This window comes from Merdimmobilis hominis (genome assembly GCF_900104615.1).
In the GTDB taxonomy this organism is placed as follows: domain Bacteria; phylum Bacillota; class Clostridia; order Oscillospirales; family Ruminococcaceae; genus Merdimmobilis; species Merdimmobilis hominis.
In genome coordinates, this window is the sequence record NZ_LT629939.1 from 579,259 (window position 1) to 604,102 (window position 24,844).

The following is a 24,844-nucleotide window of genomic DNA, read 5'->3' on the forward strand; positions in this document are numbered from 1 at the left end:
TTGCCGCCTGTTGCTTGGGCAAAGAGAAAGGGAAGGGGAATTTATATGAATATGAAGCTGACTACCCGCTGTTCTCTATGGATTGCCGCCGCCGTTTTTGTCTCCTCTCTGGGAGGCGCCGCCCTGTGCGCCCAGCGGGCATCCCTCCTCTGCAACCCCCAGATAGAAACAGCCTCCAGCTCAAATCCGGTGGAGCCCCTGATCCGGACAACCCAGCTCAATGGGGAAATAATTTTAGAGGAAAACGGAATCCCCACTGTTTTCCATACGGGTTTTGTGGTACAATAGCCACAGCAAAGCTGTGCCATTCGAAGAATTGCTTGCAGGGCGAAGCCCTTTGCGGCAACAGCCGCACCGCAATGCTTACAGTTTGTGCAGACTTTGTGGTATAATAATTGCAAAGCGGTTGCTGGGGATGAATTCCCCGACAATGAAAGCACCACCTCCATCATCAAATGGTTGATGGGGTGGCATTGCCATCTGTTTTCCCAGCAGCATATTGGGCTATCGTGTTTCACAAGGGCTTACAGGAGCATCCCCCTTCCCCTATTTTTTGTGCCGGCAGCCCTGACTGAATAAGAATACGGAAACTTCGCGAAAGGAGTCCATTCCCCTATGAAATTCTCCTACCTGATCGACCGGGTGGTCAACATTGATTTTCAAAATCTAAACCAAACACTGGATACCGTCTCCAAACGTTCTGGCAAAGGCAAGCTCAGCTTGGTCTGTGACATGGCTTGGTGCGGTTTGAAGTACGGGGCAGGGTATACCGACTATACCTACTGCCAGTTTTACAAATTGAATGGGGACAAGCGCAAAACCTACTTGACCCGCACCATCCAGAATGAATTGGTCCGCAAACTCAACGACCGGAGGTTTTACCACTGTTTTCAGAATAAGCTGGAGTTTAACCAGTTGTTCTCCCCGCTGGTCACCCGCCCTTACTTGGATGTTCGGGATGTGAATGTGGAATCTTTCCGCCGCTTCCTCAAAGGACGCAGCGAGATCATCGCCAAGCCAGTGGACGGCATCGGCGGCCATGGGGTCAAACGGATTGGCGTTGATGAGAACACCGATGTGGAACAGCTCTATAATTCCCTGTTGGAGGAAAAACGCACTCTAGTGGAAGAGGTCATCCAGCAGCACCACGCTTTGCAGGAGCTGTACCCCCAAGGGGTCAACACCGTCCGGGTGGTGACCATCCTCACCGGCACGGTGGTGGACATTATGTGGGTAGGTTTGAAAATCGGGAGCAACGGATCGGTGGTGGACAACGTTGCGGAAGGCGGCATCTGCGCTTGGGCAGACCGCTATACCGGTGTAATCACCACCCCCGCCGCCAACTACGACGGGATGGTTTTTGAAAATCATCCCAACACCGGGGTCAAGATTGTGGGGTTCCAAATTCCCAACTTTGACGCGGTCAAGGAGGTCGCTTCCACTGCTGCCCGGCTGATTCCTGAGATCCGCTATGTGGGGTGGGATATCGCCGTCACCGAAGACAGCGCCCAGCTCATCGAGGGGAACGAGTACCCCGGCCATCTGCTGATGCAGATTCCCGCCCACCTTAAAGACGCAGAAGGGCTGCTTCCCCGGTTTCAAAAATATCTCAAATAATTGGGTATTAAACGGTTTCCCTAGCTTTTGGCCAAGGGGCCGTTTTTTCTTGCTCCGATCCCCTTCCAATTTCTCCCCTAAGCCTTTACATCCGACATCAACCGCTATATAATGGGTTATGTATCAATCACCGGGAGGCGATTTTTTCTTTTTCCCGGAAATACTTCGGATTTGAGGTGCTGTATGACCAAAAACACCACATCTTCCTTAGTGGAAGGGACCATTTTTATGGCTGGAATCACCTTCTTGGGCGGTTTCATGGATGCCTATACCTTCATGACCCGCGGGGGGATCTTCGCCAACAACCAAACCGGAAATATGGCTAAACTGGGTATCCACTTTGCTCAGCAAAACTGGAAAGGGGTCAATGAATGCTTCTTTGTCATGTTCTGTTGCGTTCTGGGTGCTTGCTTCTCCCAGGTGGTGCAGCATAAGCTCCACTGGTTTCAAGGGGATTGGCGCAAGCGGGGGCTGCTGCTTCTGGCGTTTGCTCTGTTTCTATCCGGGTTTGTTCCCACCACCATCCCCCATGTGTATGTGGGGGCAGCTTTCACCTTTTTGGCCGGTTTTCAGTCCTGTCTGTTCCGCAAGTGGGAAGGCGCTGCCCACAACACCATTGTTTCTACCGGAAACCTGCGCTCCATTGGCCTGTATCTTTATGACGCCTTGGATAAAAATCAGAACCAGGAATGGTCCAAGCTTGCCCGGTATGTCATGGTTGCCTTTTCCTTTGCCGTTGGATGCGCGGTCGGTGCTCTGGTCTGCACCCAAATGGGCATCCGCGCTTCCTGGCTGGGTTCGGTGATCGCAATCACCATGGCCCTAACCCTCCATCAGAGAGAAAAAGCCTGCGTAAATCTGTAACGATTCTCTATCCATAAAAAAGCGACTGGCCTTTCATACAGCCAGTCGCTTTTCTTTATTTACTTGCCTTCAACCACATTGATGCGGTTGTTGGCCCGCCGCAGCCGAAGCTTCAGCAGTTCCACCTCGCCGGGGTCAGAGGCAGAAGCCAACGCCTTTTCTGCGCCGGATTTTGCCCGCTGTGCCCGCTCCAGGTCGATCTGGTCCGCCCATTCAAAGCTGGTGGCCACCACGCGGGTTACTTCTTTGGTTACCCGCAGGAACCCGCCGTTGACCGCCGCCTTGCGGTAGCTGCCATCGGGGTTTTTCACCCGGATGCGCCCTACGCTGATGGCTGCAAAATAGTCGGCGTGTCCGCTTAAAATGCCCACATCTCCCTGAGTGGTCTTGACGATGAGAGATTCGGTCTCTCCATCAAAAGCCAGCCCATCGGGGGTGACAATCTGAAGATGAAAGGTATTAGCCATTTGCTATACCCCCTTCTTAGCCTTCTCCACTACATCGTCAATGGTTCCGGCAAACAGGAATGCAGACTCAGGCAGATCGTCGTGTTTCCCTTCGATGATCTCTTTGAATCCGCGAATGGTTTCCTTGATGGGGACGTATTTGCCAGCCATACCGGTGAACTGCTCCGCAACCGAGAAGGGCTGGGACAGGAAACGCTGGATCTTTCTCGCCCGAGATACAGTCAGCTTATCTTCGTCAGACAGCTCATCCATACCCAGAATGGCGATGATATCCTGGAGCTCCTTATACCGCTGCAGGATAGACTGGACCGCACGGGCCACCTGGTAATGCTCCTCACCCACGATTTCGGGGGTCAGCGCAGTGGAAGTGGAATCCAGAGGGTCAACCGCAGGGTAAATACCCAGCGAAGAAATCGCACGGGACAGAGTGGTGGTTGCATCCAAGTGCGCGAAGGTGGTGGCAGGGGCCGGGTCAGTCAAGTCATCCGCAGGGACATAGACCGCTTGGATGGAGGTGATGGAGCCCTTCTTGGTGGAGGTGATGCGCTCCTGCAGAGCGCCCATCTCGGTGGCCAGGGTGGGCTGGTAACCTACTGCCGAAGGCATACGGCCTAAGAGAGCCGACACCTCAGAACCCGCCTGTGTAAAGCGGAAAATGTTGTCAATGAAGAGCAGCACGTCCTGGCCCTCTTTGTCGCGGAAATACTCCGCCATAGTCAAAGCAGACAGGGCAACCCGCATTCTCGCCCCTGGAGGCTCATTCATCTGGCCGTAGACCAAAGCGGTCTTATTGATAACGCCGGACTCCAGCATCTCATTGTACAGGTCGTTGCCCTCACGGGTTCTCTCGCCGACGCCGGCAAAGACCGAAAGGCCGCTGTGCTCCTGGGCGATGTTCCGGATAAACTCCATGATCAAAACGGTCTTGCCCACGCCGGCGCCGCCGAACAGGCCGACTTTACCGCCTTTGACATAGGGGCAAATCAGGTCGATGACCTTGATGCCGGTCTCCAGGATCTCGGTGGTTCCACCCTGCTCCTCCAGGGAAGGCGCGGGACGGTGGATGGGCCATCTTTCCTCAGTGACGGGGGTGGGTTTGTTGTCAACCGCTTCTCCCAGCAGGTTGAAAATGCGGCCCAGAGTCTCGTTGCCTACAGGAACGGAAATGGGGGCGCCGGTGTCAACCGCGTCAACTCCCCTCATCAAGCCATCGGTAGAACTCATTGCGATACATCTTACAATATCGTCGCCAACGTGCTGTGCGACCTCCAAGGTCAGCTTTTGGCCGTTGTTCATGACCTCAATGGCGTTGAGAAGGTTGGGAAGCTGGCCAGCTTTGAAACGAATATCCACAACTGGCCCGATGACGGTTACAACGGTGCCGATATTTGGTTCGTTCATCTGTATCTTCTCCTTCTACCCATATTTTCCGGCTGGCCGAAAGCATCGGCTGGCCTTGGCAAAAGGGCCAAGGGATCCCGCGCCGGAAGGGGAACGGGACCAAATGGGAAGCACATTACTGCAGGGCGTTTGCACCCGAGACGATCTCGGTCAGCTCCTGGGTAATGGCAGCTTGTCTTGCACGGTTGAACTTCAGGTTCAAATCAGAGATCATGGTGTCAGCGTTGTCGCTGGCCGCCTCCATGGCGGTGCGGCGGGCACCCTGCTCCGAAGCGAAGGATTCGGTGACCGCGCCGTAGATGAGGCCGCCCACATACTGGGGTACGACCACATCCAGGACTTCCACCATCGAAGGATCGTACAAAGTCTCTTTCGCGGCGGGTTTCTCGGTCAGCTCCTCGCTAAAGTTCAGGGGGAGCGCCTTCAGATCGTCGGGAGTCTGGGTCAGCATCGATACAAACTTGGTGTACACGATGCGGATCTCATCAATTTTGCCTGCCCGGTACATAGCGGTGAGCATCTGGGCAATGTCATAAGCATCTTCCAGATAAAGCCCTTCCGCCTCATGGTATTTTTCGGTGTGAAGTTCGTAGCCGCGGCGGGAGAAATACTCGCCGACTTTTTTACCAATGGGGATGACGAGGGCATTCTTACCTTCCATCAGCTGGGTGGCGTATTTCAGCACATTGGCATTGTATCCGCCAGCCAGACCGCGGTCGCCGGCGATGACCACAAACGCGCTCTTCTTCACTTCCCGTTTTGCAACGTAGGCGGAGGAGAAGTCGCGGTTGGAGATCGCAGCATCCCGCATGGTGTCATACAACATGGTGAAGAAAGGCCGGGCAGTTTCTACCCGCTCTTTGGCTTTTCTCAATTTAGAGGAAGCGACAAGCTCCATTGCTTTTGTAATCTGCATGGTGCTTTCGACGCTTTTGATGCGCCGCTTGATATCCTTTGTGTTAGCGCCTGCCATCGGATATACTACCTCCCTCCATTATTTGGATGCCACAAACTTCCCTTTGAATTCATTGATTGCAGCTTTAATCGCCTCGGCGTTTTCCGGTTTCAGATCCTTGGTGGTATGGATGCTTTCGATGATCTCGGGATGGGTGTTGTCGATGAATTCGAACAGCTCATCCTGGAACCGGGCAATGTCCTCGACCTTGATATCGGTGAGGAAGTTGTTGACCACCGCGAAGATGATGATAACCTGATGCTCGATGGTCAGGGGGCTGTTCTGGCCCTGTTTCAAAACCTCAACCACCCGCTCGCCCTGTGCCAGACGGGCTTTGGTATCGTCATCCAGATCGGAGCCAAACTGGCTGAATGCCTGCAGCTCACGATACTGGGAGTAGATCAGTTTCAGCGAACCGGCAACCTTTTTGATGGCCTTGATCTGGGCGCTGCCGCCGACACGGGATACCGAAATACCCGGGTTGACAGCGGGGCGGACACCGGCGGCAAACAACTCGGTTTCCAGGAAGATCTGGCCGTCGGTGATGGAGATGACGTTTGTGGGGATATATGCAGAAACGTCACCGGCCTGGGTCTCGATAATGGGCAGCGCGGTGATGGAACCGCCGCCTTTTTCATCAGAGAGCTTCGCCGCGCGCTCCAGCAGGCGGGAGTGGATGTAGAAGACGTCGCCGGGGTAAGCTTCACGCCCCGGAGGACGCTTCAGCAACAGGGACATGGCGCGGTAAGAGACCGCGTGTTTGGACAGGTCATCATAGATGATGAGGACGTGTTTGCCCTTGTGCATGAAGAACTCCGCCATGGTGCAGCCTGCATAGGGAGCTATGTACTGCAGGGGGGCCAGCTCAGAAGCGGTAGCGGCTACGACAATAGAGTAGTCCATTGCGCCAGTCTTCTCCAGAGTGCTGACCACACGGGCTACGGTGGACCGCTTCTGGCCGATGGCAACGTAGATACAGATGACGTCTTTGCCCTTCTGGTTGACAATGGTGTCCAGGGCAATGGCGGTTTTACCGGTCTGGCGGTCGCCGATGATCAGCTCGCGCTGGCCGCGGCCGATGGGGATCATGGCGTCGATGGCCTTGATGCCGGTTTCCAGGGGTTCAAATACGGATTTACGCTCAATAATACCAGGGGCAACTGCCTCGATGGGCATAAAGTTGTCCGAAGCGATGGGGCCTTTGCCGTCAATGGGCTGGCCCAGTGCATTTACAACTCTGCCAAGAAGTTCCTCGCCGACCGGGACGGATACAATCTTCCCAGTTCTCTTAACGGTATCGCCTTCTTTGATGTCTTCATCAGAGCCAAGCATAACCGCGCCGACGCTGTCTTCTTCCAGGTTGAGTGCCATCGCATAAATGCCGCCTTCAAATTCCAGCAGCTCGTTGGCCATACATTTTTCCAGTCCATGTATGGTTGCGATACCGTCGCCGATTTCCACAACGGTGCCGACATCGTTGAGCTCTATTTGGGAGTGATAGTTCTTTATCTGCTCCTTGATAATCGCGCTGATTTCTTCAGGGCGCAACTGCATGGTCTCACCAACTTTCCTTTACGCAATAATTGCAGAAATGTGCTGTTTCAGGTCTTCCAGGCGGGTCTTGACCGATGCGTCGACCTGGTCGTCCTGCATCCGGATAATCACGCCGCCCAAAATGGAAGGGTCCACCTGGTTGGTTAGGATTACCTGTTTCCCGGTCACCTGTTCCAGCTTCTCTTTCAGTTTGTCAAACAAAGGACCTTGCAAGGGGATGGCGGTCACCGCGGTGATCTCCTGGATGTTTTTCTCCTTGTTGTACAACAGCTTAAACTGGTTGTACACCCCGAAGATTTGATCCATCCGGCCCTTTTCGGTCATAATTTTTAAGAAGTTGAGCACATATTGGGACACTTTGCCCCCGAAGATGTTCTCAACCAGTTCCAATTTCTCCTCTTTGGAGACCGTGGGGGTGTGCAGCAGCTTGACCAACTCTTCATTCTGGGTAAAGACCTCATTGAGGGCGGTCATCTCCTCCAGGAAGCTGTCCAGGCAGTTTTGCTCCACACCGACCTCAAATAGAGAAGCGGCGTATCTTTGTGCTACTATTCCTTCCATGACAAATCACCTGCGCCGTCGATAAACTCCTGGATAAGCTGCTCATGGTCCTGGGTGTTAAGGTCTTTGCCCACCACTTTGGTGGCGATCATCACAGCCAGGTCAGAGATCTCATCCTTGATCTCATTGACAGCCTTCTTCTTCTCTCTAGCGATCTCCTCCTCGGCCTTGGTCATCATCGCCGAGGCTTTGGTCTGGGCGTCGGTCAGGATCTCATCGGAGCGCATCTGTGCTCTCTTCTGGGCGTCCTTGACGATCTGATTGGCTTCCTCCTTGGCGCCGGAAATGCTGGCGGCGTACTCCGCCTGGAGGCGGTCAGCCTGCTCTTTGGCGGCGCTTGCATCTTCATACATCTTGGAGACCTCGGCTTCCCGGGAGTCAATCATTGCTTTGACGGGTTTGAAGAGAAACTTTGACAATAGAAGAAAGAGGATACCGGTATTGATCAACTGAACAACCAAGGTCCAATCAATCGAAAGAAATGGCATAGTCATGCTTTATCCTCCTTTCATGAAGTTCCAAGTGGGGTTGCTTCTTACAGCATGTTCACCAGGGGGTTCATAAAGATCAGGATCATAGCAACGACCAGGGAGTAAATACCAGTGGACTCAGCACAAGCGATACCGAGCAGCATGGTGGTGGTGATGGTGGACTGGGCTTCGGGCTGACGGCCGACGGCTTCAGCGCCTTTACCGGCTGCATAACCCTGGCCAATACCAGGACCAAAACCTGCGATCATTGCGATACCAGCGCCAATGGCGGAAGCGGCAAGTACGATAGCTCTTTCCATGAGAAAAATCCTCCTTTAATATAAAAACATAATTCCTTTGCTCTGAGGCAATCAGAGTTAATCCATCGCCATGGAAGTGAATACCATGGTGAGCATGCTGATGATGAACGCCTGCATAAATGCAGTAAACAGGTCAAAGTAGACCGAAAGCACAGCAGGCAGGCCGATCGCGAGGATCGGAATTTGGAAGTTGGCGCCAAACACCATATGGGTGAGCCCTGTCAAGGCGCCGTACAAAAGGGTGGTGATGATCAAACCGGCGGCAATATTGCCGAAGTGACGGAATGCCATCGAAACTGGTGTAGAAAACTCACTGATCAAGTTTAGCGGGGTGACAATGGGCGGATCGCATAGACCTTTAATCCTGCCGATAACACCCTTGCGCTTGATGCTGAAAATCTGCACCAGCATAAACTCGATGAATGCCCAGCAAGCCGTGGTATTGATGTCGGCTGTGGGAGCCCGCAGACCAAACAGCCCCAGCATGTTGCTGAAGAAGGAAAACAGGAACAGGGTGCCTATGTAAGGTGCAAAAAACACTTTGTCCTTGCCCATGGTGCTTTCCACAAAGCTGTATAAGGTCTCAACAACCTTTTCCACCAGGACCTGCGCCCCCTTCGGCACCTTCTGAAGGTTCCTTGTAAGGAGCATGCTCCCGATCACCAGAATTGCCATGACAATCCAGGAGTTCACCACCGTTTCCGAGATGGGGATCCCACCCAGAACTGGAATGGTGAAAATTACCTTTGGACCGGTGATATTCAACTTTTCTCGCCTCCTTTCTTGATTGATGCCCAGTGTTTCCATTTGGTTTCACAAAGAGATGGAATCCTGATAGAATTTATAAAACCGGCCTATGCCGATTCTAACAAAAAGGATGCCGGCCGCTACCGGTCGCGAGTGGCGTATTGATAGACACTGCGGGCATAGATAGAAATTTTGGGGTAAAACAGTGCCGGAATCACCCCCCAGGGGTTGATGAAATCCACCTGGATGGCCAAAAACAGCACCAATGCTGTCAACGCTAGACGAAGATAGTACTGCCGGGACATATACCCCTTGGCCTTCTCCGGCGTTTTGGTCAAACTCTCCTGAACCGAATACCCGATCAACAGGAAGTTTGCCACTGCATAGGCCCCTCCTAAAACCGCCCCCCACAGGAGGGGAAGGCTGAAAAAATCAAACAGCAAAGAAGCCGCCAAGAACAAAAAAGAACAGACGGCCACCCCTTTTGTTACAAAGCGGGCCTCCTGAAGCACTACTTCCATAGATTTTCGTCCTCATTTTTCTTGGCTTCACGGGTCCAGTATTTGGCAAAACTCCAAAAATTGGCCACTCCGCACAAAATCCCCAGCAGGAGGCCAGCCATTGTGGTCCATTGGCCCCACCCAAACCGGGATTGCAGGAAATTGGCCAAAAACAACAAAAGTACCAACGGAATTACAAGTAAAAAGCCTAGTTCCGTCACATACGCCAGGTTTTTTAAGGCCCTGGCCATCTTATTCTGATTGGACATTGCTTTTTGTTCTCCTTTGGTATTACTTAAAATATTATACTATATTTTTAGTGGAAATTGCAAGATTATTTTACGATTCCCATAATCTTGACAAAAACTTATCGGCCCACGAATTTTTTGGATATTTGGGGGTTTCGCTTTTCCACCCAGAGCACAAAGCCGCCTGCCGGTTCCCCCTCCACCCTCCAATCTGAAAGCAACTTCTGCACAGGCTGCATCTTCGCCTTGGGTAATAGAAAAAGCCCAGCTTGCGCTGAGCCTTGCAGATGGAAAAACTCCCCCGCTTAGAGGCGCGCGCACTACCAAGCCCCAAGGGACCTGGACTGCCAACGCACTGCACCAACGCTCCAATCTCCGGGGACAGTTCGTTTTTCTATGAATTTTCCTCCTCATATTTTTGAGGCCGTGTTGCCCTGGATTCTGGGGTATTTCCAGCTTTGGGACATTTTGAAAAAGGATTTGCGTTTATTATAGCACAATTCCCCAGGAGAAATATGACAATTTCGTTAACAAATCATTGAATTTTTACTTCCAATCCTCCGTTTTTCCTTCATCCCTGCCATAGAGCCTCCCCATCCGGCGGATACGCAGGGCCAGATCATCGGTCAGCTGCCCTGGCAGGAGGCGCCACTGCCAATTGCCACCTATAGTGGAGGGGGTATTCATCCGAGCCTCCCTGCCTAAGGCCAGGAAATCCTGCATCGGGGCGATGGCCAAATCCCCTGCACTTTGCCAAGCTGCCCGGATCAGCGCCCAGGAACCGGCCTCCTCCCCCGCCCCCAAATACTCGCGGCAGAAAGCGGCTTGGGGGCCTCCTCCCTGTAAAAAGCTCGTGCTGGTGTCGTTGTCGTGGGTGCCGGTGTAAACCACACAGTCAGAGGTGTATTTGTGGGGGAGGTAAATGCTGTCCCCCCAGGGCTCAAAAGCGAACTGAAGCACCTTCATACCAGGGAAGCCCGTCTCTTGGAGAAGCCGGTGGACAGCAGGGGTCAAAAAGCCCAGGTCTTCGGCGACGATAGGCAGCTCCCCCAGGGCATCCTGCAACGCTTGGAAAAGCTTGAGCCCAGGGCCGGGCCTCCATTCCCCGCCGGCGGCGGTGGCATTTCCTGCCGGGATGGAATAATAAGCCTCAAACCCCCGGAAGTGGTCCATCCGCAGGGTGTCGCAGAAAGCATAAGCCCCCTGGACCCGCCTGATCCACCAGGCGAACCCCTCCGCTTCCAGCACGTCCCAGCGGTACAGAGGATTCCCCCAGAGCTGCCCGTCGGCGGAGAACCCATCCGGCGGCACCCCAGCCACCTCGGTGGGGAACCCTTCCCCATCCAGGAGAAAAAGCTCTGGCCGGGCCCAGACGTCGGCGCTGTCCCGTGCCACATAGATGGGCAAATCCCCCAGGATTTTCACCCCGCGGGCGGCAGCGTAGGCTCTCATCTCCCTCCACTGGCGGTAAAAGAGGTATTGCACAAACTGCCAAAAGGCGATCCGTCCTCGGTGTTCCTGGGCAAAATCCGCAAGCTCTGCCGCCTCCCGCAGCCGCAGGGGGCGGGGCCACTCCCACCAAGGCCGCTGGCTATACTGTTCCTTGATGGACATAAAGAGGGCGTAATCAGGCAGCCAGTGGGCCTGCTCTTGGCAGAAGGAGCGATATCCCTCCTCGCTCGGGTCAAATCCCTGGGAAAAAGCCTCTTCCAACACCGCAAACCGGTGGGCAAACAGCTTCTCATAATCCACTCTGCCGGGGTCCTCCCCCCAGTCGATGGCGGCGAGGGCTTCTTTTTCCAGCAGGCCCTCCTCAGCCAATTCTTCCAGGTCGATGAGATAGGGATTTCCCGCAAAAGTGGAGAAGGACTGATAGGGGGAATCCCCATAGCCAGTGGGCCCCCAGGGGAGGATCTGCCAAACCTTCACCCCGCAGCGCTCCAGGAAATCCAAGAAACGGCAGGCCTCCCGGCCCAGGGTGCCAACCCCATAGGGGGATGGCAGGGATGTGATGTGCAGCAAAATGCCGGCAGCGCGGGCCATAGCGCCCCCTCCTTCCATTGGAATGATTCCATTATACTGGATTCTGGCTCCATTTGCACCTAAAACACAGAAAAAGGGCGCTCCAATGAGCACCCTTTTGCCAAAACAACGGCGGATTTATTTCACCAAATCGGAAAAGCGTACCGCTTTCAGCTTTTCCCGCACCATCTCTGAAATGTCGTCGTAGATGGCGTGGAATTTGCACATGCCATCTCCATTGCGGGGGCAACAGAACTCCGGGTTGAGGCAGCGGCTGAGAGCATAGGGCCCTTCCACCGTTTCAATCACATCGTTGAGGGTGATTTCCTCCAATGGCTTGGCCAACTCATACCCACCTTGGGTCCCTTTGAAAGACCGCACAATACCGCAGGCCACCAACTTGCGCAGAATTTTTAGAGAGAAACGCAGGGTTACCCCCGTCTGTTCCGCGATTGTCTTGGCGTCCATCCGTTTTCTTTCCCGGTTGATTGCCAAGCAGTAGACAATGCGCACTGCATAGTCGGTCTCCAGCGTAATATGCATTGCAGTAGCTCCTTTAATTGGGATTCTATACTGATTCAGTAGCTTTACTTAAGTATACGGTTCTTTTCTGCGTTTGTCAAGCGTGGGGGATGGGATTCCCTTTTCTGCCAAAACGAACCATCCCCCCTCTTAGGGCTGTTCTGTATATCCGCGTCCTTCGCCATCGCGCCATAACGGTCCTCTCTTCTCTAAAAGGAAAAAAGGAGAAGCTTGGCTTCTCCTTTTCAGCATTGCATCTGTTTATATCTTTTTATTTATTCCCGAAAACATTTCCTGTGCATCTTTATTCTTCTACATAGATGAGATTGCTCACATAAGGACGCTTCCCAGAGAGCACCTCATCATAGAAATTCTGTTTCCAGTCGATATAGGCAACACTATCCTCCAGTTCCCGGATTGACTGGCGGAGCAATTCTTGTTTTTGGGCGAGCATCACCTTTCTTTGCGGGATGGAGGACGGCCCTTTCAAACACAAATCCAGGTATGATTTCATTTCCTGTATGCTCATGCCACACTTCTTTAAGCAAACGAGATCCTTAATCCACTTCAAATCCTTTTCATCAAAGATGCGCCGGTTGTTTTTATCCCGTTTGACATTGGGAATCAGCCCTTCATTGCAGTAGAACTTTAGGGCCTGATATGTTAGGTCTGCCTCCTTGCAGACCTGCATCATGGTGTAAATCATGGTAGCCTCCAGCTTCTTCACAGAAAATTCAAGTTTTTTTGAAAAACCTCTTGACCGATTGTAACAATCGGAATTTATAATCGATGGTAACAATCGATTGAATCCACCCGATTATAACAGAAATTCATTTGCGCTGCAAGTTTTTGGAAGAAAGGAGATAGATTTATGGTTTTCTATTTTACGGGAACTGGCAACAGCCTGTATGTGGCAAAACAACTGGAGGGGAGCCCCATCAGCATTCCACAGGTAATGCGGCAAGAGAACATGGCCTTTGCAGCAGATGCCATCGGTGTGGTTGCTCCTGTCTATGGCCACGAAGTGCCTCCTATGGTGAAGGAGTTCTTGAAAAAGGCAACTTTCCAAACAGAGTATTTCTACATGATCCTTACTTATGGAAACCGGCATGGCGGTGCCGCCGAACTGGCCCATCAGCTTTGCCGGCAATGCGGCATTCCGGTAGCCTATATCAATGTGGTGCTGATGGTAGATAATTGGCTGCCCAGTTTTGACATGGGGGAACAAATGCTGCTGGATAAACAGGTGGAGAATCAACTGGCCCATATCTTGGCGGATATAAAAATCCGCCGACATTGGATTTCTCCTGTGACCGATCGGGACCGGGCAGCCCACCAAGAGTTCCTGGACCGCATGAGCCAGATGCCACCAGACACATGGCAACACCTATTGCGCATGACGGAAAGCTGCGTGGGTTGTGGGATTTGTGAGAAGGTGTGCCCCTCCGGCTCTATCCATATGGTGAATGGCAAGGCGGGGCATACGCCTGGACATTGTCAAACGTGTCTGGCCTGTGTCCATGCCTGCCCCCACAAAGCCATTCAGCTGACGGTCCAGGAGAAGAACCCCCAGGCCCGCTACCGCAATGAGCACATCTCTTTGGAGGAAATCATTCAGGCCAATTTCCAAGATATATCTCATTAAAAATGAGCCAGCTGGAATCCAAAGTGGAGACTGCTCCCCAAGTGCTGCGCCAGGTAGCGGATACCTGCAATATCATCAAGTGCAATCCCCGCGAATTGAGCAGAGATGATATTTATGAGATCCTCTGCGAATGTTTATAAGAGGGAGCACACAAATTGAATGCCCTGCATGGCAAAATTGCCGGCCCGTTTATGGGAATGCCATCTGTGCAGGCGATCAGTGAGGAGTATGGCCAAATTCGCGCTGCATATCAAGCGGATGTTTGTCTGTATGGTACCATAACCACAAATGCTCCGTACGCCAATGACATCATTTTGGAATACTTATCAACCCATCTAATTATCGGCGCCGAATTTCTGGGGCAGTGCTATTCCCCATCCAGCCCATACACCTTTAAAAGGCCCAGGAAGTAGCTGTTGGTCAGCTTTTTCCCCAACAGCTCGTTAAATTTGTGGGATTTTGCCTTCCCTGCCCTGCGCAGGGTTTCCAGCTCCCCGGAGAGCTGCACCTGCTGGGCTGCCAGCATTTCACACAGTTCTTCCAGTTTGGCCAGCTTCTCCACCGCTGGGCCGGTATATCCGCCCTCCACAGCTTGTACCGCTCCCTCATCCACCCATGGGAAATCCCCTTCCAGGCGTTTGGTCATCCGCTCCATGTTCACTCCATCCTTTCTCAATTAACACCTATATTCGGCAGGGTTGTGCGGGGACGGCAGTTCCAATGGCACCAGCCATCCCCTGTTTCGCAAAAAAAGAGCCGCATATAAGGCGGCTCTTTTTATTATACTACATTGTAAGGGCGGAATGTCCGGGAAAGATCCCCCGGCATCCTCTGCTTTTTCGAATTTGTGCACCCGCCCGGAGGTTACCGGTTCTTTTGCAGGGATTCCCACCACTCCACTAAGGCAAAGCGGGGTTCATAGGTGGGGGTTCCAAGGCTGTAGATCTCCTCCTCCAACGGGGTCTCCTGCCGCGGCTGCGCCGCGGGGACGCACAGGGGCGGGAACATGACGCACCACCAGTTCTTTCCCTTCCCTTCGCCGATTTCCAGCCGGATGGCCTCATATTCCCCGGCGGGCAGGGCAAACCCGGTATAGCTTCGGGTGGTGAAGTACATCCGGGTCAAGCTTGCCTTTACCGGGTACGAATACCCCCGGGCGGCGATTTCCTTCCGGGCGGTCTCCTCCATCTGGGGGAGCAGTTCCTCGGCCAGGGCGCGGGCTTCCGCCTGGGTCATGGGGCGGGAGAATTCCTTCCCCCATTGGGTGAGGACCGCATCCCGCACCGCCAATTTCAGCTGCTGGTCCTCTGCCGAATCAGAATTGGCCAAAATGTGCAGCCGCAGCGTCTCCTGCCGGATCTCCTGGCACTCCCCGGCAAAAGCGGTCATCCCGCTCAGCAGCACCGAAAGCACCAAACCGATGGCCATCGCCCATTCCCAACGTTTCATAAAAAGTCCCGCCTTCCTGTCAATTGTTTCCAGTGACAGTATGGGCGGGATTTTGCACTCTATTCATTGGCCATCCAATTGCACCAAGTGCGCCCCTTGGGCGCAGGGCCGGGCCACAAACACCCCTTGGCAGAGGGGGGCTAACCATTCCCGGGCAGATTGGGCGGCGGATTCCTCTTCGAACAGCCCCACCACCGCCGATCCGGAACCGGTCATCACCGCACCCAGCGCCCCCTGCTCCAAAAGGAGCCGCTTCAGTTCCGAGATGATGGGCAAACCTGCGGCGGGTTCCAAGACATTGTACAGGTGCTTGGCGATTTTGGGGAGCTTGCGGGACCAGATAGCCATTTCCATCCGCTGGGTGTCGGGGTGGCGGGGGATGCCCAACTCATCTGCCCGGCGGAAAGCCGCGGCGGTGGAGACCCCTTCCCAGGGTTTTGCGATGACCAAAAAGCAGTCGGGCAGCGCCGGGAGAATCCGAAATTCCTCCCCAATTCCCCGGGCGATGACCACCCCGCCCCGCAGGCAGAAGGGCACGTCCGCTCCCAAGGGGAGTGCCATCGCCTCCAGTTCCTCCAAGGGGAGCCCAGTGCCACACAGGGCGTTGAGGGCCACCAGAACTGCGGCCGCGTCGGCGCTCCCCCCGGCGAGGCCCGCCTCCATAGGGATCCGTTTTTCGATGGCGATATCCGTCCCCTGTGCCGGCAACCCTGTCCTCTGGTAAAAAATCCGGGCCGCCCGCACCGCCAAATTTCCCTCGTCCAAGGGGACCATCTGGTCGTCGCACTCTACCCGGATTCCCCTCCCGGAATGGAGGGTCACCGTCACCCGGTCGCAGAGATCCGCCGCCAGGAGGATCATCTCCATCTCATGGTAACCGTCCGACCGCCGCCTGGTGATATCCAGGGTCAGATTCACCTTGCAAGGGGCCAAAACCACCGCTTGTTTCATCACTTTTCTCCCCCCATACCCATATTCTATTCCACCCAGGCAGACTGTTACCGCTCCACCTGGATCAGCACTGCCTCTGGGGCGTTGCGGCCGATGCTGCGGATGCCGCCCAAGCAGCTCACCTTGGTTTTATACCCCTCGCTCACCGCGATGATCTCCCCGCCCACAGCTTTAAGGCGGAAACGGTATTCCCCCGCCCTATCCCGGTAGACTTCAAACTTGGGGTTCGCCTTTGCCTCATACCCCTGGGCGGTTTGGTCCTCCACCTCCGCCAAAGCGTTTTTCCGCACACTTTCCACCCCTGTTTTACAGTTCTCCAGGGATTTGTAGTTTTCGCTGGTGGCGATTACCTGTCCGTTGGTGGCTAGAAGGTTAAACCGGTAAGCGCCGGATACCGTCTTCTTGAGGATAAATTTTCCACTTGCCAATTTTTTCTCCCCCTCAACCTGGAAAATGCCGCTTTACCCTGTATTATACCGGGCAAAAACCAAATGCACAAGGTCTTTTCTGAGGGGGGGGACTCAATCCTTTGCCTTTGTCAGGATCACCGGTTTGTGGGTGTACTCCCAGCCGCAGGGACGGGGGGACTGCAACCCAAGGGCGTATTGATCCCCGGCCTTTGCCTCCAAGGCGGCAAACCGGGCAGCTGCATCCCCCAGCTGTTCCAACCGCGCCAGGGAGTGGGAGATGGGCAGCCGGGCAGTTTTCGCCGCCTTTGCCAAGATCTCCCGGCCCCGCCCATTAAAGCCCAGCACCCGCAGGTAGGGCGGAGGCAGGCGGCACAAATCCCCTTCCACCCCCAAAAAGGCGGCCAAGGCCAGCCTTCGCATCCGGGCGTGGGAATACCGCTTGGCCTTACAGAGGCTGTAGAACTCCGATAAATTCCCCGCCTGGCGGGAGGCGGCGTAGAGCCGGTTTTCCAGCCCCTCTGAGAGGTCGGGTCCCTGGGCAAACGCCTCTATGGAGAGGGTCCGCAGGCCGGAAAGCTCCATCCACTGCCACCGTTCCCGGTCCAGAACCCGGCCCTCCGCCCTGGCCTGTTTATATACCCCGTGGACTTGCTGGGGGAGGTAGGGCAGAACCGCCTCCAGCCCATCCTCCCACCGGGCCCGCAGGAAAGAGGCGCTGGCAAAGCCGTCCTCCCCGATTCCACCGTCGTGGCCGGCCCCCTTTCGGGCCACCGCCACCGGCCGGATGGGGGAGCCCAGCCGCCCCAGCTGGCGCAGGTACTCCACTGCCAGGATGTCGTTGGGCCGGCGAAGGGCGTCCCCGGCTTCTCCCCAGCGCTCCCGAACCGCCTCTTCCCGGGCAGCGGCAAAGGAAATCCCCTCCGCCATTCTCTCCCGGACCGCTTCATAGACCTCCGGGTCCTCTACCGCCCGGGCCGCCCTTTGCAGGGCGGGGAGATCCCCTGACTCGCATCCGAACCCCAACAGATCCACACAGCCCAGCCCCTCCAGGAGGGAGACCGCCCCAAAGGCGAACCGTTCCGCTGTGGCCGCCCCATAGGGAAGAGGAAGTTCTAAAATCAAATCCGCCCCACAGAGGAGGGCTGCCTCTGCCCGGGTCCATTTATCCAGGAGGGCCGGTTCCCCCCGCTGGACAAAATTGCCGCTCATCACCACCGCGATGTGGGTTGCCCCAGCCTGGCGCAGCTCCATCAGCTGGTAGGCGTGGCCGTTGTGGAACGGGTTGTACTCCGCCACCACCCCGCCGATCCTCATGAAACTCCCCTCCTTCTCTCCCCCGCCTGTGCAGCCCCCTCGGAGCCGAGGGGAATCGGGGCTTTTTTCGCCCTGCTAAGGGGAAACGCTTGAATTTTTCCCAGTATTGTAATAATATAGAATAGTATCCTATGGTGTCAAGCCAGGGACCGGATTCCCCTTCCGGGGACCCCGCCATTGTAAAAAATAGTAGGAGGATTTCACCCGATGAAAGTATTGGTTATCAACGCAGGCAGTTCTTCCCTGAAATACCAGCTGATGGACATGTCCGACGAGTCTGTCCTGGCCAAGGGCCTCTGTGAGAGAATCGGCATCGACGGCCGCATTATCCACAAACTGCCCGATGGAAGAAAAGTTGAGCTGGACTGCAACTTCCCCACCCACACCGAGGCTTTTGAAAAACTGACTGAACTGCTCACCACCGGCGAGTATAAAGTGGTAGACAGCCTGAAAGAGATCGACGCAGTTGGCCACCGCATGGTTCACGGCGGCGAAAAATTCACCAAGTCCGAGCCCATCACCGATGAGCTGCTGGCCGCTTACGACGCCCTTTCCGACCTGGCCCCCCTGCACAACCCCGCCGGTGTCAAGGCGGTCAAAGCCTGCCNGTCATCACCGCACCCAGCGCCCCCTGCTCCAAAAGGAGCCGCTTCAGTTCCGAGATGATGGGCAAACCTGCGGCGGGTTCCAAGACATTGTACAGGTGCTTGGCGATTTTGGGGAGCTTGCGGGACCAGATAGCCATTTCCATCCGCTGGGTGTCGGGGTGGCGGGGGATGCCCAACTCATCTGCCCGGCGGAAAGCCGCGGCGGTGGAGACCCCTTCCCAGGGTTTTGCGATGACCAAAAAGCAGTCGGGCAGCGCCGGGAGAATCCGAAATTCCTCCCCAATTCCCCGGGCGATGACCACCCCGCCCCGCAGGCAGAAGGGCACGTCCGCTCCCAAGGGGAGTGCCATCGCCTCCAGTTCCTCCAAGGGGAGCCCAGTGCCACACAGGGCGTTGAGGGCCACCAGAACTGCGGCCGCGTCGGCGCTCCCCCCGGCGAGGCCCGCCTCCATAGGGATCCGTTTTTCGATGGCGATATCCGTCCCCTGTGCCGGCAACCCTGTCCTCTGGTAAAAAATCCGGGCCGCCCGCACCGCCAAATTTCCCTCGTCCAAGGGGACCATCTGGTCGTCGCACTCTACCCGGATTCCCCTCCCGGAATGGAGGGTCACCGTCACCCGGTCGCAGAGATCCGCCGCCAGGAGGATCATCTCCATCTCATGGTAACCGTCCGACCGCCGCCTGGTGATATCCAGGGTCAGATTCACCTTGCAAGGGGCCAAAACCACCGCTTGTTTCATCACTTTTCTCCCCCCATACCCATATTCTATTCCACCCAGGCAGACTGTTACCGCTCCACCTGGATCAGCACTGCCTCTGGGGCGTTGCGGCCGATGCTGCGGATGCCGCCCAAGCAGCTCACCTTGGTTTTATACCCCTCGCTCACCGCGATGATCTCCCCGCCCACAGCTTTAAGGCGGAAACGGTATTCCCCCGCCCTATCCCGGTAGACTTCAAACTTGGGGTTCGCCTTTGCCTCATACCCCTGGGCGGTTTGGTCCTCCACCTCCGCCAAAGCGTTTTTCCGCACACTTTCCACCCCTGTTTTACAGTTCTCCAGGGATTTGTAGTTTTCGCTGGTGGCGATTACCTGTCCGTTGGTGGCTAGAAGGTTAAACCGGTAAGCGCCGGATACCGTCTTCTTGAGGATAAATTTTCCACTTGCCAATTTTTTCTCCCCCTCAACCTGGAAAATGCCGCTTTACCCTGTATTATACCGGGCAAAAACCAAATGCACAAGGTCTTTTCTGAGGGGGGGGACTCAATCCTTTGCCTTTGTCAGGATCACCGGTTTGTGGGTGTACTCCCAGCCGCAGGGACGGGGGGACTGCAACCCAAGGGCGTATTGATCCCCGGCCTTTGCCTCCAAGGCGGCAAACCGGGCAGCTGCATCCCCCAGCTGTTCCAACCGCGCCAGGGAGTGGGAGATGGGCAGCCGGGCAGTTTTCGCCGCCTTTGCCAAGATCTCCCGGCCCCGCCCATTAAAGCCCAGCACCCGCAGGTAGGGCGGAGGCAGGCGGCACAAATCCCCTTCCACCCCCAAAAAGGCGGCCAAGGCCAGCCTTCGCATCCGGGCGTGGGAATACCGCTTGGCCTTACAGAGGCTGTAGAACTCCGATAAATTCCCCGCCTGGCGGGAGGCGGCGTAGAGCCGGTTTTCCAGCCCCTCTGAGAGGTCGGGTCCCTGGGCAAACGCCTCTATGGAGAGGGTCCGCAGGCCGGAAAGCTCCATCCACTGCCCCCGTTCCCGGTCCAGACCCCGGCCCTCCGCCCTGGCCTGTTTATATCCCCCGTGGACTTGCTGGGGGAGGTAGGGCAGAACCGCCTCCAGCCCATCCTCCCACCGGGCCCGCAGGAAAGAGGCGCTGGCAAAGCCGTCCTCCCCGATTCCACCGTCGTGGCCGGCCCCCTTTCGGGCCACCGCCACCGGCCGGATGGGGGAGCCCAGCCGCCCCAGCTGGCGCAGGTACTCCACTGCCAGGATGTCGTTGGGCCGGCGAAGGGCGTCCCCGGCTTCTCCCCAGCGCTCCCGAACCGCCTCTTCCCGGGCAGCGGCAAAGGAAATCCCCTCCGCCATTCTCTCCCGGACCGCTTCATAGACCTCCGGGTCCTCTACCGCCCGGGCCGCCCTTTGCAGGGCGGGGAGATCCCCTGACTCGCATCCGAACCCCAACAGATCCACACAGCCCAGCCCCTCCAGGAGGGAGACCGCCCCAAAGGCGAACCGTTCCGCTGTGGCCGCCCCATAGGGAAGAGGAAGTTCTAAAATCAAATCCGCCCCACAGAGGAGGGCTGCCTCTGCCCGGGTCCATTTATCCAGGAGGGCCGGTTCCCCCCGCTGGACAAAATTGCCGCTCATCACCACCGCGATGTGGGTTGCCCCAGCCTGGCGCAGCTCCATCAGCTGGTAGGCGTGGCCGTTGTGGAACGGGTTGTACTCCGCCACCACCCCGCCGATCCTCATGAAACTCCCCTCCTTCTCTCCCCCGCCTGTGCAGCCCCCTCGGAGCCGAGGGGAATCGGGGCTTTTTTCGCCCTGCTAAGGGGAAACGCTTGAATTTTTCCCAGTATTGTAATAATATAGAATAGTATCCTATGGTGTCAAGCCAGGGACCGGATTCCCCTTCCGGGGACCCCGCCATTGTAAAAAATAGTAGGAGGATTTCACCCGATGAAAGTATTGGTTATCAACGCAGGCAGTTCTTCCCTGAAATACCAGCTGATGGACATGTCCGACGAGTCTGTCCTGGCCAAGGGCCTCTGTGAGAGAATCGGCATCGACGGCCGCATTATCCACAAACTGCCCGATGGAAGAAAAGTTGAGCTGGACTGCAACTTCCCCACCCACACCGAGGCTTTTGAAAAACTGACTGAACTGCTCACCACCGGCGAGTATAAAGTGGTAGACAGCCTGAAAGAGATCGACGCAGTTGGCCACCGCATGGTTCACGGCGGCGAAAAATTCACCAAGTCCGAGCCCATCACCGATGAGCTGCTGGCCGCTTACGACGCCCTTTCCGACCTGGCCCCCCTGCACAACCCCGCCGGTGTCAAGGCGGTCAAAGCCTGCCAGTCTGTCTTTGGCAAGGATGTTCCCATGGTCGGCGTGTTCGACACCGCCTTCCATCAGACCATGCCCGCAAAAGCCTATACCTATCCCGTCCCCTACGAGTACTATGAGAAATACGGCGTGCGCCGTTACGGCTTCCACGGCACCAGCCACCGCTATGTGTCCGCCCGCTTGGCTGAGCTGATGGGCAAGGACATCAAAGACCTGAAGATCATCACCTGCCACCTGGGCAACGGCTCCTCTATCACCGCGGTGGACGGCGGCAAGTCTGTGGACACCACCATGGGCTTCACCCCCCTGGACGGCCTGATCATGGGCACCCGCTCCGGTTCCGTGGACCCCTCCATCCTCAACTACATCTGTGAGAAAGAGGGCAAATCCATTAAGGATGTCACCAACATGCTCAACAAGAAGTCCGGTATGGAAGGTGTTTCCGGCGTTTCTAGCGATATGCGTGAGGTCATCGCCGCCGCTGAGCAGGGCAACGAGAGAGCCCAGCTGACCGTGGACATTCTGGCCTACCAGATCAAGAAATACATCGGCGGCTTTGCTGCTGCTATGGGCGGCCTGGACGCCATCCTCTTCACCGGCGGCATCGGCGAGAACGACGCTTCCCTGCGGTACAATGTCTGCTCCAACATGGAGTTCCTGGGCATCAAGGTCTGCAAAGACTGCTGCGAGAAGGCTTCCCGCAAGGAGATGAAATTCTCCACCGACGATTCCAAGGTCGAGTGCTGGGTTGTTCCCACCGACGAGGAACTGCTCATTGCCCGCGACACCCGGGACATCGTTTCCGCTCTGTAAATTTTCCATTGGACCATTGCCCCCGCATCACAGGGGTAGTATAAGGGGGGCGCTTTTGCGCCTCCCTTTTGTTTTGCGGCAGCTGGTCTTTTCCAGCCCGTAGGTAAAGGAGGCAACTGCCATGAAAAAGTTCATCTCTGCACTGCTGGCCCTCGCCGCAACCCTCGCCTTATCCTCCTGCGGCGGTTCTCCCGCTAAAATGGAGGTCTCCCCCGCATCCTTCTCCCAGGAAACCCGGGATGTGCTGACAATTCTAGACGATGAGATCGCCTTCTTCGACTACGTGGTGGAGGAGCCCATCCAGTCGGTTTCCTATGACCTGTGGTTTTATGAGGAGGGCCAGTGGCGGAGCGCCGGCAAGGTCTACGGCGACGCCTCCCCTGGCAGCCACCGGATCGCCGTCCGGGTCAACGATTCCACCTGCGACCTCTACGAGATCACAAAGAGCGGCCACACCAAATCCAGCTTTCCCAACGAGGCCGACTTCAGCGCCGCGACCATGACTGGGCAATCCCGCCTATCGAATCCCACCCCCATTGCAGCGGGGAAGGAGATCCCCCTGTGGCTGCGCCTTGGCACTGATCAAAACGGCCTGTCGGTGGTACTCTCGGAAAACTTCCGGGAGGTGGACTGCAACGCCGGCCTGGCAGTGACCGTCACCTTCTCGGAGGAAGCGGCGGACTAAACCGGCAATTCTACCCAAAATCCCCTTTGGGCGGGTACATCCACCGCGGAATCCCTTTTCCGTTGCCGCTGAAGAACTTTATCATAACAAAAGGAGTTGACCCCTATGAGCCTGGGTTTATTTGACGTGGTAGGGCCGATTATGCACGGCCCCTCCAGCAACCACACCGCCGGCGCCAACCGCATTGGGTACCTGGCCCGGCAGATCATGGGCGGCGCGCCCCGGCAACTGACCTTCGGCTTCCACCCCATCTTTATGGGCATGTTCCCCGGACACCGCACCCACATCGCCATGCTGGCCGGGTGCCTGGGCCTACGGGAGTATGACGAAGCCTGTAACCTCTCCAAACAGCTGGCGGACAAAGAGGGGATCACCCTCGCCTGCCGGCCCATCGAAGGGGAGGAAGTCGACCGCAACACCATGCGGATCACCGGCCGGGTAGACGGGGTGGATTGGCTGCTCAACGGCATCTCGGTGGGCGGGGGCAACATCGTCTTTGACCAGGTCAACGAGGTGAAAACCGACATCGACGGCAACTGCTATCTCACCCTGCTCCTATTCCGCCCAGGGACCGACTGCGCCGTTCTCCAGGAGGCCATCCGGGCCGGGCGCAAAGACCTGTTCCACCTGTATTTTGGGTCGGACAAGAAGGAAGTCCTGCTCATCGCCGAGACCCGGGACGCCGTCTCCCAGGACGAGCTTGCCGGGTGGATCGATCTGGGCGGCAGGGAAAACCTGATCCTCTCCCGCCGGGTGGAGCCTCTCTACCCCTTTGCGGACAAGGGGGATGCACCCCAGCTGTTCACCACTTTTGAAGAGTGGATGGATTTATGTAAAGGCCGTCCCCTCATCGACACCGTCTACGCCTATGAGGAGCAGCGCAGCCACCGCACCCGTCAGGAAATTTTGGAAGAAGCCCTGCGGTCGGTGCGGGTGATTCAAAAGTCCATGGTGCAGGGCATCCAGGGGAACAACCAATTGATCGGCGGCCTGTGCACCGGAAGCGATGGCAAGGCCATGGCCGACTACGCCAAAAGCGGCCGCACCCTGCTGGGGGAGACCTTCTCCATGGCCATTGCCCGGGCCCTCTCCATGGCGGAGATCAGCGCCTCGGCAGGGCTTTTGGTGGCGGTACCCACCTCCGGGTCAGCGGGCACCCTGCCCGGCGTGCTGTTCACCGTAGCCCAGCAGCTCCACAAAGATGAAACCGCCTTGGCGGAGTCCTTCCTGGTTGCAGCTGCTGTGGGCATGGTGGTGGGCAACACCTGCAGCTTCTCCGGCTCCATCGGCGGCTGCCAGGCGGAGATCGGCATTGGGGCCGGCATGGCCGCAGGCGGTGCCGTCTGGCTGGCGGGGGGTTCCCCGGAGGCAGTGGCCCATGGGGCGGCTTTGGCCATCAAAAACACCCTGGGCCTCATCTGCGATCCGCCCGCCAGCCCGGTGGAGGTCCCCTGCATCAAGCGCAACGCCATGGGGGTTTCGGTCGCCATGATGGCGGCGGAGATGTCCCTTGCCGGCATCCGCAGCGTCATGCCGCCGGACGACGTGGTCGCTGCCCTCAAGGACACCCAGGAACGGCTCCCCACCGAGCTGCGGGGCGCCTGTGTCGGCGGCCTTGCGGCGGCTCCTTACGCCAAGGTGCTCCAGGCAAAGTGGCAGG

The 24,844-nt window shown here is 56.4% G+C and carries 30 protein-coding genes; 9 read left to right on the plus strand and 21 right to left on the minus strand.

The features are described 5' to 3' along the window. Window positions 1-45 precede the first annotated feature (45 nt). From BQ5353_RS02725 to BQ5353_RS02735, 3 genes are all read left to right on the plus strand, one after another. Complete coding sequence (locus BQ5353_RS02725; RefSeq protein ID WP_071427278.1) at window positions 46-288, plus strand: hypothetical protein; 243 nt, start codon at window positions 46-48, stop codon at window positions 286-288. Window positions 289-615: 327 nt separating this feature from the next. Further along, on the plus strand, window positions 616-1,617 hold the full coding sequence (locus tag BQ5353_RS02730) for a sugar-transfer associated ATP-grasp domain-containing protein (RefSeq protein ID WP_054330845.1): 1,002 nt from the start codon (window positions 616-618) through the stop codon (window positions 1,615-1,617). 183 nt (window positions 1,618-1,800) lie between these two features. Then, entirely contained in the window at window positions 1,801-2,481 is a 681-nt protein-coding gene (locus tag BQ5353_RS02735) for a YoaK family protein (protein WP_071427279.1), read from the plus strand. A 59-nt stretch (window positions 2,482-2,540) separates the two neighbouring features. On the opposite strand, the gene atpC is transcribed toward BQ5353_RS02735, so the two are convergent. From atpC to BQ5353_RS13450, 10 genes are all read right to left on the minus strand, one after another. After that, a complete protein-coding gene (gene atpC, locus BQ5353_RS02740) occupies window positions 2,541-2,948 on the minus strand; it encodes an ATP synthase F1 subunit epsilon (RefSeq protein WP_054330842.1) in 408 nt (135 codons plus the stop codon). A gap of 3 nt (window positions 2,949-2,951) precedes the next feature. Continuing rightward, a complete protein-coding gene (atpD, locus tag BQ5353_RS02745) occupies window positions 2,952-4,349 on the minus strand; it encodes a F0F1 ATP synthase subunit beta (RefSeq protein ID WP_054330841.1) in 1,398 nt (465 codons plus the stop codon). Between the two features lie 115 nt (window positions 4,350-4,464). Next, window positions 4,465-5,322, minus strand: coding sequence for an ATP synthase F1 subunit gamma (atpG, locus tag BQ5353_RS02750; RefSeq protein ID WP_054330840.1), 858 nt, complete (start codon window positions 5,320-5,322; stop codon window positions 4,465-4,467). Between the two features lie 21 nt (window positions 5,323-5,343). Further along, window positions 5,344-6,858 (minus strand): F0F1 ATP synthase subunit alpha, encoded by a 1,515-nt coding sequence (gene atpA / locus BQ5353_RS02755; protein WP_054330839.1) that lies wholly within the window; start codon window positions 6,856-6,858, stop codon window positions 5,344-5,346. 18 nt (window positions 6,859-6,876) lie between these two features. Continuing rightward, on the minus strand, window positions 6,877-7,419 hold the full coding sequence (locus BQ5353_RS02760; protein WP_071427280.1) for a F0F1 ATP synthase subunit delta: 543 nt from the start codon (window positions 7,417-7,419) through the stop codon (window positions 6,877-6,879). Continuing rightward, window positions 7,407-7,913 carry a F0F1 ATP synthase subunit B gene (gene atpF / locus BQ5353_RS02765; protein ID WP_054330837.1) on the minus strand — a complete coding sequence of 169 codons (507 nt, stop codon included), beginning with the start codon at window positions 7,911-7,913 and terminating at the stop codon, window positions 7,407-7,409. The genes BQ5353_RS02760 and atpF overlap by 13 nt, the downstream gene beginning before the upstream one ends. A gap of 41 nt (window positions 7,914-7,954) precedes the next feature. After that, on the minus strand, window positions 7,955-8,209 hold the full coding sequence (atpE, locus tag BQ5353_RS02770; RefSeq protein ID WP_054330836.1) for an ATP synthase F0 subunit C: 255 nt from the start codon (window positions 8,207-8,209) through the stop codon (window positions 7,955-7,957). A gap of 57 nt (window positions 8,210-8,266) precedes the next feature. Then, entirely contained in the window at window positions 8,267-8,974 is a 708-nt protein-coding gene (locus BQ5353_RS02775) for a F0F1 ATP synthase subunit A (protein ID WP_231358575.1), read from the minus strand. A gap of 122 nt (window positions 8,975-9,096) precedes the next feature. Then, window positions 9,097-9,477: an ATP synthase subunit I gene (locus BQ5353_RS02780; RefSeq protein WP_054330835.1), complete on the minus strand. Its 381-nt coding sequence runs from the start codon at window positions 9,475-9,477 to the stop codon at window positions 9,097-9,099. Continuing rightward, on the minus strand, window positions 9,468-9,677 hold the full coding sequence (locus tag BQ5353_RS13450) for an AtpZ/AtpI family protein (protein ID WP_407657172.1): 210 nt from the start codon (window positions 9,675-9,677) through the stop codon (window positions 9,468-9,470). The genes BQ5353_RS02780 and BQ5353_RS13450 overlap by 10 nt, the downstream gene beginning before the upstream one ends. On the opposite strand from BQ5353_RS13450, the gene BQ5353_RS12615 reads away from it, so the two are divergent. Then, on the plus strand, window positions 9,578-9,919 hold the full coding sequence (locus BQ5353_RS12615; RefSeq protein WP_143117140.1) for a hypothetical protein: 342 nt from the start codon (window positions 9,578-9,580) through the stop codon (window positions 9,917-9,919). The genes BQ5353_RS13450 and BQ5353_RS12615 overlap by 100 nt on opposite strands. A 331-nt stretch (window positions 9,920-10,250) precedes the next feature. Here BQ5353_RS12615 and malQ read toward each other — a convergent pair whose 3' ends face one another. The 3 genes from malQ to BQ5353_RS02800 form a co-directional block, all read right to left on the minus strand. After that, on the minus strand, window positions 10,251-11,747 hold the full coding sequence (gene malQ, locus BQ5353_RS02790) for a 4-alpha-glucanotransferase (RefSeq protein WP_071427282.1): 1,497 nt from the start codon (window positions 11,745-11,747) through the stop codon (window positions 10,251-10,253). Window positions 11,748-11,864: 117 nt separating this feature from the next. Then, on the minus strand, window positions 11,865-12,269 hold the full coding sequence (locus tag BQ5353_RS02795) for an RrF2 family transcriptional regulator (RefSeq protein ID WP_054330832.1): 405 nt from the start codon (window positions 12,267-12,269) through the stop codon (window positions 11,865-11,867). Between the two features lie 283 nt (window positions 12,270-12,552). After that, on the minus strand, window positions 12,553-12,954 hold the full coding sequence (locus tag BQ5353_RS02800) for a MerR family transcriptional regulator (protein ID WP_054331237.1): 402 nt from the start codon (window positions 12,952-12,954) through the stop codon (window positions 12,553-12,555). A 165-nt stretch (window positions 12,955-13,119) separates the two neighbouring features. Between BQ5353_RS02800 and BQ5353_RS02805 the strand changes: the two genes are divergently transcribed. Continuing rightward, window positions 13,120-13,893 (plus strand): EFR1 family ferrodoxin, encoded by a 774-nt coding sequence (locus BQ5353_RS02805; protein ID WP_054330831.1) that lies wholly within the window; start codon window positions 13,120-13,122, stop codon window positions 13,891-13,893. Window positions 13,894-14,260: 367 nt separating this feature from the next. On the opposite strand, the gene BQ5353_RS02810 is transcribed toward BQ5353_RS02805, so the two are convergent. From BQ5353_RS02810 to BQ5353_RS02830, 5 genes are all read right to left on the minus strand, one after another. After that, window positions 14,261-14,548 carry a hypothetical protein gene (locus tag BQ5353_RS02810; protein ID WP_054330830.1) on the minus strand — a complete coding sequence of 96 codons (288 nt, stop codon included), beginning with the start codon at window positions 14,546-14,548 and terminating at the stop codon, window positions 14,261-14,263. Between the two features lie 209 nt (window positions 14,549-14,757). Beyond that, a complete protein-coding gene (gene spoIIR / locus BQ5353_RS02815) occupies window positions 14,758-15,342 on the minus strand; it encodes a stage II sporulation protein R (protein ID WP_054330829.1) in 585 nt (194 codons plus the stop codon). Between the two features lie 63 nt (window positions 15,343-15,405). Continuing rightward, on the minus strand, window positions 15,406-16,293 hold the full coding sequence (ispE, locus tag BQ5353_RS02820; protein WP_071427283.1) for a 4-(cytidine 5'-diphospho)-2-C-methyl-D-erythritol kinase: 888 nt from the start codon (window positions 16,291-16,293) through the stop codon (window positions 15,406-15,408). A gap of 47 nt (window positions 16,294-16,340) precedes the next feature. Beyond that, on the minus strand, window positions 16,341-16,721 hold the full coding sequence (locus BQ5353_RS02825; RefSeq protein WP_054330827.1) for a YegP family protein: 381 nt from the start codon (window positions 16,719-16,721) through the stop codon (window positions 16,341-16,343). A 93-nt stretch (window positions 16,722-16,814) separates the two neighbouring features. Beyond that, a complete protein-coding gene (locus tag BQ5353_RS02830; protein ID WP_054330826.1) occupies window positions 16,815-18,017 on the minus strand; it encodes a tRNA(Met) cytidine acetate ligase in 1,203 nt (400 codons plus the stop codon). A 264-nt stretch (window positions 18,018-18,281) separates the two neighbouring features. Between BQ5353_RS02830 and BQ5353_RS02835 the strand changes: the two genes are divergently transcribed. Beyond that, window positions 18,282-18,683 (plus strand): hypothetical protein, encoded by a 402-nt coding sequence (locus BQ5353_RS02835; RefSeq protein ID WP_456152279.1) that lies wholly within the window; start codon window positions 18,282-18,284, stop codon window positions 18,681-18,683. Here the strand turns inward: BQ5353_RS02835 and ispE (BQ5353_RS02840) are convergent. The 3 genes from ispE (BQ5353_RS02840) to BQ5353_RS02850 form a co-directional block, all read right to left on the minus strand. After that, the gene (gene ispE, locus BQ5353_RS02840; protein ID WP_071427285.1) at window positions 18,613-19,365 is read right to left on the minus strand and encodes a 4-(cytidine 5'-diphospho)-2-C-methyl-D-erythritol kinase; all 753 of its coding nucleotides are present in this window, start codon (window positions 19,363-19,365) and stop codon (window positions 18,613-18,615) included. The genes BQ5353_RS02835 and ispE (BQ5353_RS02840) overlap by 71 nt on opposite strands. Window positions 19,366-19,412: 47 nt before the next feature. Then, entirely contained in the window at window positions 19,413-19,793 is a 381-nt protein-coding gene (locus BQ5353_RS02845) for a YegP family protein (RefSeq protein ID WP_054330827.1), read from the minus strand. A gap of 93 nt (window positions 19,794-19,886) precedes the next feature. Next, complete coding sequence (locus BQ5353_RS02850) at window positions 19,887-21,089, minus strand: tRNA(Met) cytidine acetate ligase (protein WP_071427286.1); 1,203 nt, start codon at window positions 21,087-21,089, stop codon at window positions 19,887-19,889. A gap of 207 nt (window positions 21,090-21,296) precedes the next feature. On the opposite strand from BQ5353_RS02850, the gene BQ5353_RS02855 reads away from it, so the two are divergent. From BQ5353_RS02855 to BQ5353_RS02865, 3 genes are all read left to right on the plus strand, one after another. Further along, window positions 21,297-22,499 carry an acetate/propionate family kinase gene (locus tag BQ5353_RS02855; protein ID WP_054330825.1) on the plus strand — a complete coding sequence of 401 codons (1,203 nt, stop codon included), beginning with the start codon at window positions 21,297-21,299 and terminating at the stop codon, window positions 22,497-22,499. Window positions 22,500-22,620: 121 nt separating this feature from the next. Further along, window positions 22,621-23,184 (plus strand): hypothetical protein, encoded by a 564-nt coding sequence (locus BQ5353_RS02860; protein ID WP_054330824.1) that lies wholly within the window; start codon window positions 22,621-22,623, stop codon window positions 23,182-23,184. A 105-nt stretch (window positions 23,185-23,289) separates the two neighbouring features. Next, window positions 23,290-24,844: L-serine ammonia-lyase, iron-sulfur-dependent, subunit alpha (locus BQ5353_RS02865; protein WP_071427287.1), on the plus strand; the 1,555-nt coding region annotated here is incomplete at its 3' end.